Origin of the sequence: uncultured Oscillibacter sp., assembly GCF_910587525.1 — a bacterium.
Taxonomy (GTDB): Bacteria; Bacillota; Clostridia; order Oscillospirales; family Oscillospiraceae; genus Oscillibacter.
Genome location: NZ_CAJULS010000101.1, coordinates 1 through 8,487, shown reverse-complemented (window position 1 = coordinate 8,487; position 8,487 = coordinate 1). Strand labels below are relative to the sequence as shown.

At 60.2% G+C, this 8,487-nt stretch carries 7 protein-coding genes; 3 read left to right on the top strand and 4 right to left on the bottom strand.

Features of this window, described 5'->3' with window-relative positions; genetic code table 11:
- The first annotated feature begins 861 nt into the window (after positions 1–861).
- Positions 862–2,205, top strand: a complete 1,344-nt coding sequence (brnQ, locus tag QZ326_RS09440) for a branched-chain amino acid transport system II carrier protein (RefSeq protein WP_295744422.1) — start codon at positions 862–864, stop codon at positions 2,203–2,205.
- A 111-nt stretch (positions 2,206–2,316) separates the two neighbouring features.
- Here the strand turns inward: brnQ and QZ326_RS09435 are convergent, their stop codons facing one another.
- Both QZ326_RS09435 and QZ326_RS09430 read right to left on the bottom strand, forming a co-directional pair.
- Complete coding sequence (locus tag QZ326_RS09435) at positions 2,317–2,754, bottom strand: PaaI family thioesterase (RefSeq protein WP_295744419.1); 438 nt, start codon at positions 2,752–2,754, stop codon at positions 2,317–2,319.
- 67 nt (positions 2,755–2,821) lie between these two features.
- Positions 2,822–4,798, bottom strand: a complete 1,977-nt coding sequence (locus QZ326_RS09430) for a bifunctional UDP-sugar hydrolase/5'-nucleotidase (protein WP_295744416.1) — start codon at positions 4,796–4,798, stop codon at positions 2,822–2,824.
- Positions 4,799–5,024: 226 nt separating this feature from the next.
- Between QZ326_RS09430 and QZ326_RS09425 the strand changes: the two genes are divergently transcribed.
- Positions 5,025–5,462, top strand: a complete 438-nt coding sequence (locus QZ326_RS09425) for a MarR family winged helix-turn-helix transcriptional regulator (protein WP_295744413.1) — start codon at positions 5,025–5,027, stop codon at positions 5,460–5,462.
- Positions 5,463–5,504: 42 nt separating this feature from the next.
- Positions 5,505–6,830, top strand: coding sequence for an MATE family efflux transporter (locus tag QZ326_RS09420; RefSeq protein ID WP_295744411.1), 1,326 nt, complete (start codon positions 5,505–5,507; stop codon positions 6,828–6,830).
- A gap of 59 nt (positions 6,831–6,889) precedes the next feature.
- Here the strand turns inward: QZ326_RS09420 and QZ326_RS09415 are convergent, their stop codons facing one another.
- A complete protein-coding gene (locus QZ326_RS09415; protein WP_295744408.1) occupies positions 6,890–7,729 on the bottom strand; it encodes an effector binding domain-containing protein in 840 nt (279 codons plus the stop codon).
- 171 nt (positions 7,730–7,900) lie between these two features.
- The coding region (locus QZ326_RS09410) for a sigma-70 family RNA polymerase sigma factor (protein ID WP_295744405.1) at positions 7,901–8,487 on the bottom strand (587 nt) is incomplete at its 5' end.

Below are 8,487 nucleotides of genomic sequence, written 5' to 3'. Positions count from 1 at the left end.
GAGATTCCGTATGGTGACTGGAGTTCAGACGTGTGCTCTTCCGATCTTGAAGTTGGTGCCCTTGTTCATCAGCGCCGCCATGCCGAAGGTCATCAGCAGCACGGGGATCTCCATGTAGGTGTGGGAGGTGAACAGCAGCACCAGCAATATAATGACCACGGCGATGACCATGACCACCTGCATCTCGGCGGCCAGATTTTCGGAGGCCGAATCGCCTACGTCTCCAGTAACGTATACGTCGTAACCCTCCAGAAGGGCTTTGACCTCTTCCAGGGCGTCGGCGCTCACAGGGCTGGCAGCAGTGCTGCCGTATGTAATGGAGAACAGGGCGGCACCGTCGTGGTAGTGGTCCTCCGTGCCGTCAAATTCCACGGATTTCACTCCCTGAATGGCCCGGACCTGCTCCGCCAGGAGTTCCGCCTGCGCATAGGTTATGTTGTCTACCATAATACGGCTGGTGCCGAAGGTGACAAACTCCTCATCCATGATGGTCAGGCCCTGGCGGGTTTCGGTGGTGTCCGGCAGGTAGCTGGTCAGATCGTCGTTGACCGCCACCCAGCCGCTGGAAAAGACGCAGAAGATGGCAAATCCGATGTAAATGAGGTAAAAGGCCTTCCGTTTATCCACAATAAAGGCGGACACCCGTTCCAGAGGACTCTGCTTTTCCGCGCTGTCTGCTGCCTGCTTGCTCAATCCCAAGCACTCCTCTCAAAAAATTATAATACTACAATATATCACGAATCCTCTGTCTCCACAAGATGAAATGCTGAAAATCTTTCGGATATTAGAGATGACAAACTGAGAAATTTATGGTATTATGTCATACAACAACAAAAATACATCATACAGGAGAGACCTATAATGGACCAGAAACTGACCATCCGCCAGCTGGCGCTGATTGGCTCCATGCTCTTTGGCCTGTTTTTCGGAGCGGGCAACCTTATCTTTCCCATGATCCTGGGTGCCAAGGCCGGGACAGCTCTGCCGGCAGCCCTCGCCGGGCTGCTAGTCACCGCCGTGGGCATTCCCCTGCTCGGTATTGTCTCCATGGGTATCTCCCGCAGCGAAGGACTGATTCACCTCTCCGGGCGGGTCTCCAGGCGGTTCTGCTATCTTTTTACCTGCGCACTCTATCTGACCATTGGGCCCCTGTTTGCCATTCCCCGGTGCGCCGCCACCAGTTTTACGATCGGTGTCCGGCCCCTGGTGGGGGAGGCGGCGGCCCTGCCCCAGGTGATCTTTACCGTGATGTTCTTTGCGGCGGTGCTGTTCTTTGCCCTGAGGCCCTCCAAGATCCTGGACTCCGTTGGGAAGTTTCTCAACCCCGCTTTTCTGGCGTTTTTGGGAGTAATGCTGGTTGCGGCCCTGGTCAGGCCGGTAAATTCCCTCTCGGAGGTGCCTGTCAGCGGCGGCTATGAGGGCGGCGCCTTTTTCGCCGGGTTCCTCCAGGGATACGACACTCTGGATGCCCTGGCCAGCCTGGCTTTTGGCATCATCGTGATCCGCACCATCCGCCAGCTGGGAGTGACGGAGCCGGGAGCTGTGGCAGGCAGCACCGTCAAGGCCGGCGTGGTCAGCATGGCGCTGATGGCCCTGATCTATGCCGCCACCGCTCTGGTGGGGGCCCAGAGCTATGGGCTGTATGCCGCTGAGCTGTCAACCCCCGGCTTTACCGGCGGCGACGCCTTTGCCATGATCTCCCACCACTATTTTGGCCGGGGCGGAAGTCTGATCCTGGCGGCTACTGTGACTCTTTGCTGCATGAAGACCGCCATCGGCCTTGTGACGGCGTGCAGCGAGACCTTTCTGGAGCTCTTTCCCGGAAAGCTGGATTACCCCAAGTGGGCGGTAGTATTCACCGGGGCGTCTTTGCTGATCTCCAACATCGGCCTGTCCCAAATCATTGCCCTGTCCGCACCGGTGCTGTACTTCCTGTGCCCCCTGGCTATCGTGCTGATCCTGCTGGGGATTTTCGGAAATTGGTTCGGACATGCCCGCATTGTGTACGGCTGCGCCATGGGCACGTCTCTGGCGGCGGCAGTGCTGGAGCTGGCCCGGGTGGTGGGCGGTGCTTGCCAGCCTCTGGTGGATTGGACGGCGGGCTGGCTGCCCCTTTACAGCTATGGTTTAGGCTGGGTGGTCCCGGCGGCCGTGGGCTTTGGGGTGGGTCTGCTGCTGAATGCGAGAGGGAATAAGTGTCCGTAGAGCCGGCGGCGGCCATATATCTTTAAACACAGCTGAAAAAACACCTGCCGGGGGTCTTCATGCCCCCCGGCAGGTGTTTTGCGTTTTCAGGTTTATTAAGATAGAGCCCGCTTACAGCGGCATCCAGCTGCCGCTGGCAATGGCCAGCAGCTTTCCAGTGTCCGCATCGACGAGTTCACCCCGCTGGCGGATGAGGCTGCGTCCGGCCTTGACAATGTAGACTGTCAGTTCCACGTTCATGCCGTACTCCACACCCCGAATGAAGGAGACGGTCATGTCTGTGGTGGTGGCCTCGTTGGGCCCGGCGGTAAAGTTGGCCACCACGCCGAAGGCGCTGTCGAACATCCCCAGGATGGCGCCGCCATGGATGCCGCCCTTTTCGTTGATCTGCCACTTCTGGGTCTCAAAAGCATAGGTGACGCTCTGTTCCTCATAGCTGCATCTGACCAGGCGGACGTGCATCTTTTCGTCAAAGCCGCCGTCCCCCAAGTTCAGGTAATGGGCGGATTTCTCCTCCACCAGTTTGATCCAGGCCTCTCTCTTGTCCATAGGTATTTGTCTCCTCCCTGTTCTGTCAAATTTGGGGTCGTGTTTTCTGCCCTGTGAAGATGAATGCTTACCCGCGTCTCCGGCGCCGGCGGACGACGAAGCGGATAATGAGGGCCGCCGCGGTGAACACCAGCAGGATTACCGCCAGTGCCAGCAGGGTGATCCAGTTGGGGTTTTTCAGCAGCTCTATGGGATTCCAGCTGGAGCTGACCGTTTTGCGCCCGTCCGGGGCGGAGTACCGGGCTGGAATTCCATCCGGGCCGAAGGATTGGAGGTACATGGCCAGCGCGTACCACTCCTTGATCTCGCTGCCGTTTTCATTCCGGAGGATGCAGTCGTTGAAATCTGTCACGGGTGTGCCGTCGGCCATCTTGGGCTCCAGGGAGAGCAGGCCCATGGACTTGCCCTTCACCGTCCCCAGCATCTGAGCGGAGTACATCCCGGTGACCACCCGGTAGAGCCGGCTGTCCTGAATCCCGCTGAGGACCGTGTCTGAATGGACGACTGTATAGCCATAGCTGTCTTCGCTGCCGGAGGGCTGTGTATCTCCGGCGGTTGCCCCATAGGCCGGTGCCTCCTTCGTCCAGGTGTTTGTCTCACAGAGCAGGGCGTCCGTCACCCGGTTGAAGAACACCCGGTGGGTGTTGAAGCCGTACCGGACCCCGGCACAGTACAGCTGGGCCGCCGGCATGATGGGGGTGACGGAGGCGTCCACCTCCAATGCGTCCCGCAGCTCCGCCCCGGTGAGGTACACCGCCACCAGCGGAAATCCGGAGGTCCCGTCGCTGCCCACGCCCATGGACAGTACGTCAAAGGCCTGGGAGGCGGTGAGGTCTCCGGCGGCCAGGTTCGCCCGGAGGACGCCGTCCGCCGTCACGGCCACAGTGGTCTGGTATTCCCGGCCCGCTGCCCGGTCCGCGGCGCCGGCGGCGTACAAAAAGGAGTCGGCCACCAGCTCCCCCAGAGCGTTTCCCTCCTGCACGCCGGAGCGGGGGGTGTTGAGATCAAAGTCCGAGCGGGCCAGCACCTGGTCGTAAGTGAGATCGTAGCGTTTCAGGTACGTTTCGCCCACCTGCACCTTCCAGCTCTCCACCAGAGCGGCGGCGCCCGGATCGCCGGGGAGGGTTTCGTCGATGGGAGTCAGGCGGTAGTCTGTCAGGCGGAGGGCATCTCCGTCCTTTTCCAGAGTAATGGAGCCCAGATTCCGGCAGTAGGGTCCGGCAGAGACAATATAGGTATTGTTTACCACAATGGGCTCCGCCAGTGTGGTGTGGGTGTGGCCGGAGACGATGACGTCGATGCCGTCCACAGTTTTTGCCAGCTCGTAGTCCTCTCCCTTGCCGCCCTCGGTGCCGGAGTGGGACAGGCAGAGGATAAACTCCGCCCCCTGGGCCTCCAGGGATTCCACGCACCGCCGGGCCGCCTGGGCCATGTTCTCCAGGACAAAGCCGGAGGTAGGGGCGCAGTCGTGGGAGTCCACGCCCATGAGGCCGAAAATGCCGTAGGTGACGCCGCCCCGCTTCAGGATCATGGTCTCCTGTACGCCATAATTGTCCATGGCCGCCAGGATGGCGTCCCGGTCCGGGTTGTCCGAAGCGGGGACATAGTTGGACTCCACGAGGGCAGGGAGCCTTTCCCCGCTGTTCGCGGCGGCGTTCAGCATTTGGGCCAGGCCCGCTCCGGTGTGGTCAAACTCGTGGTTGCCCAGAGTGGCGGCGTCGTAGCCCAGGGCTCCCATGGTCCGCAGCTCTGCGGCCTGGGTGGTGTAGAGAGTCTGGATCAGAGAGCCGATGGAGAAGTCGCCGCCGTCTACCAGCAGCGCGTCAGGGTACCGGGCCTTCTCCCGGTCAATGGCAGTTTTCAGCCGGGCGTAGCCGCCGGACTCCCCGCCGTCCGGCCCGGGCTGGGGCAGAAAGTGGGAGTGGAGGTCATGGGTGAAGAGGATGGTGGTCTCGAAGCTGGGGCAGGGCGCCAGCGCCTCCGATTGTGGGAGGGCGAGGACGGTCAGCAGCAGGGCCAGGAGGAGGGAACAGAATTTTTTCATGGACAGGGTCTCCTTATATATGCTCTGGTGTTTGGGTTGTATATGATTTGGCACTTATTATAGTACATTTGACAGGGTTTTACAATCCCTCGTCTGCCGGAGAATATTCACCTGCAGCGCAGGTTTTAACGGTTTCTTCACAGAGAGGTGCTTGACATTGGTACGAAATCATACTATACTGTCAATCACGCTGTAAGTACGATTTCGGACAAATAGGGGGTGCGTGATGGGTTGTGGCCATTCAAAAGCAATGCGGCGGTACAACCACCTGCTGGGGGAGATTGACGGGGTGTATCACGAGATGTCGCTGAAGCTGGGGCTGTCCGACAGCGCCATGATCGTTCTCTACACCATCTGCGACAGCGGCAGTTCCTGCCTTCTGCGGGATATCTGCCGTTACTCCGGTCTCAGCAAGCAGACGGTGAACTCCGCCCTGCGGAAGCTGGAGGTGGAGGGAGTGGTCTACCTGGAGCCGGTCTCCGCCCGAAGCAAGTGTGTCTTCCTGACGGAGGCGGGGCAGGCCTTGGCGGCGGAGACCGCCGGGAAGATCATCCGGATCGAGAACGATATCTTCGACTCCTGGCCGCGGGAGGATGTGGAACAGTATCTGGAGCTGACGGAGCGGTTCCTGCTGGCCCTTCGGAAGAAGGCGGAAGAATTTTAGAAAAGGAGTTTTGGGTCAAAAGGCCCCTATTATTAAGAACGTATGATTCAATTATCCGATCATTTTACCTGCCGGCGACTGCTGCGCTTTACCTTCCCGTCTGTCATCATGCTGATTTTCACCTCCATTTACGGCGTGGTGGACGGCTTCTTTGTGTCCAACTTTGTAGGAAAGACTCCCTTCGCCGCCGTCAATCTCATTATGCCCTATCTGATGATTTTGGGCTGCATTGGTTTCATGTTCGGCACTGGCGGCAGCGCTCTCATCGCCAAGACCATGGGAGAGGGAAAAGCGGAAAAGGCCAACGAAATCTTCTCCCTGCTGATCTATACCTCAGTGGCCTGCGGCGTGGCGCTGGCTGTTTTGGGCATTGTATTTTTACCCCGGGTGGCGGCGCTGATGGGGGCGGAGGGACAGCTGCTGCGGGACTGCGTGGTTTACGGCACCATCAACCTGCTGGCCGTGCCCTTCTACATTTTGCAGTTTGAGTTCCAGTGCCTCTTTGCCTCCGCTGAAAAGCCCAAGCTGGGCCTTGGTGTGACGGTGGCGGCGGGGCTGACCAACATGGTGCTGGACGCGGTGTTTGTGGGCGTCCTTCGCTTCGGGCTGGAGGGTGCGGCGGCGGCCACGGCCCTGAGCCAGCTGGTGGGCGGTGCGGTGCCTTTATTTTACTTCGGACGGGAGAACACCAGCCGCCTGCGGCTGGTGCGCTGCGGCTTTGACGGCGGGGTCCTGCGGCGGGCCTGTGCCAACGGCGCCTCCGAGCTTATGAGCAACATCTCCATGTCCCTTGTGAGTATGCTGTTCAACATGCGGCTGATGAAGTACGCCGGAGAGAACGGCATCGCCGCCTACGGGGTGCTGATGTATGTGAGCCTGGTCTTCCAAGCGGTGTTCCTGGGATACTCCGTGGGTGCGTCACCAGTGATCAGCTACCACCACGGTGCCGAAAATTACGAGGAGGGCAGGGGACTGCTGCGCAGAAGCCTGGTGTTGATCGGAGTGTTTTCCCTGCTGATGTTTGCTGCCGGGCAGACCCTGGCACGTCCGCTCTCCCTGCTGTTTGTGGGGTATGACCCGGAGCTGATGAACATCACCGTCCGGGCCTTTGCCATATTCTCCTTTTCCTTCCTGTTCTCAGGGATAGCCATCTTCGGCTCTTCCTTCTTTACCGCCCTGAACGACGGATTGACCTCCGCCCTGATTTCCTTTCTGCGGACACTGGTATTCCAGTGTCTGGCGGTGCTGATTCTCCCGTTGCTCTGGGGTCTGGACGGCATCTGGCTCTCCACGGTGGCGGCGGATGCCCTGGCGGTGGCGGTTACTGCGCTGTTCCTGGTTGGGAAGCGGAAAAAGTATCGCTATTGAGCTATATAAAATATGGAAGAGAGGCGGAGCGCCGAACGCTTCGCCTCTCTTCGTGTCTGTCACTTTTTTGGCACAATGGGCAGCCAGACCTCGTTGTGATGGTTGTCCGCGGAGTAGATCTCGATGTCCGGGGCCTCGGCGTACTCATAGCCGGAGCTGGGCAGCCACTCGCCGACGATCCGCCGCTGGAGGTCCTGCATGGCCTGGGGCATGGGGCCGCAGCAAGGGAATACCGCCCAGGTTCCCGCCGGAACCGTGTACTCCTCCATGCCCTCCGGCACCGGGCTCCCGGTGGCGGCAGCGATGTAGTATCCGGAGAATCTCCCGCCGTCGCAGGCGGAGACGCCCAGGATTCCCATAGGGCCCGAGCCGTCTATCATCGCTGCCAGCCGGGGAATCTCTCCGGCGGTCTGCTCCCAGAATGCGGGGACCTGCTCAAAGCAGTCCTCCAGGGACATGGGGCCCCGCATGGCAAAGCCCGCCACCCGGAAGGCATCCCGCTCCTCGATCCGATACTCCATAGCTTCTTCTCCTTTAATGGACAGAGTAAAGGTGATGCGTGGGAAGGACCGCAGCGCCGCGCCCCGGACCTGCGCGGCGCTGGGCGGCAGGCCGTGGACGCTTTGAAACGCCCGGTTGAAGGCCGTGGGGGAGTCGTAGCCGTACCGCGCCGCCGTGTCGATGACCCTGGCGCCCTCTGCCAGGTCCATGGCGGCCGCGGTCATCCGCCTCCGGCGGACGTATTCGGAGAAGCTGATCCCGGTCATATACGGGAACATCCGCTGAAAGTGATAGGCGGAGCAGGCGGCCCGGCGGGCTGCGCCCGTCAGGGTGATCTCCTTTGTCAAATTCTCCTCCACATACGACATGGCGTCGTTGAGCTGACTGATCCAATCCATCCGCACCGCTCCTTTCTGAAATCAGGATACAGGGTTTTCCGGTATCTGTCCTCGCGGTTTCCCTGTGGAAAAAGCGAGGTCAACTGATAAGTCAAAGGTCTGCCCGCCGCACAGAGCGCATGTCTGCCGGCCATAAAACCGCGCCCATCACAGGATGGGCGCGGTTTCGCGTCAATTCAGGAAGTCCTTCAATTTCTTGCTTCTGGAGGGATGCCGCAGCTTCCGCAGGGCCTTGGCCTCGATCTGCCGGATACGTTCCCGGGTGACGTTGAACTCCTTGCCCACTTCCTCCAATGTCCGGGTCCGGCCGTCCTCAATGCCGAAGCGGAGCTTCAGGACCTTTTCCTCCCGGGGGGTCAGAGTGGACAGTACGTCCATCAATTGCTCTTTCAGCAGCGTGAAGGATGCGGCTTCGCTGGGCTCGCTGGCGCCCTCGTCGGGGATGAAGTCTCCCAGATGGGAGTCCTCCTCCTCGCCGATGGGAGTTTCCAGAGACACCGGCTCCTGGGCAATCTTCAAAATCTCCCGGACCTTGTCCACAGGCATGTTCATCTCTGCGGCGATCTCGTTGGGGGAGGGGTCATGGCCCAGCTCCTGGAGCAGCTGCCGGCTGACCCGGATGACCTTGTTGATGGTCTCCACCATGTGGACGGGGATGCGGATGGTGCGGGCCTGGTCGGCGATGGCCCGGGTGATGGCCTGCCGGATCCACCAGGTGGCGTAGGTGGAGAACTTGTAGCCCTTGGTGTAGTCGAACT

Bases quoted from the DNA above. Each gene is read 5' to 3' on its own strand.
- brnQ (WP_295744422.1), top strand. From the start codon at position 862: ATGGACCAGAAACTGACCATCCGCCAGCTGGCGCTGATTGGCTCCATG.
- QZ326_RS09435 (WP_295744419.1), bottom strand. From the start codon at position 2,754: ATGGACAAGAGAGAGGCCTGGATCAAACTGGTGGAGGAGAAATCCGCC.
- QZ326_RS09430 (WP_295744416.1), bottom strand. From the start codon at position 4,798: ATGAAAAAATTCTGTTCCCTCCTCCTGGCCCTGCTGCTGACCGTCCTC.
- QZ326_RS09425 (WP_295744413.1), top strand. From the start codon at position 5,025: ATGGGTTGTGGCCATTCAAAAGCAATGCGGCGGTACAACCACCTGCTG.
- QZ326_RS09420 (WP_295744411.1), top strand. From the start codon at position 5,505: ATGATTCAATTATCCGATCATTTTACCTGCCGGCGACTGCTGCGCTTT.
- QZ326_RS09415 (WP_295744408.1), bottom strand. From the start codon at position 7,729: ATGGATTGGATCAGTCAGCTCAACGACGCCATGTCGTATGTGGAGGAG.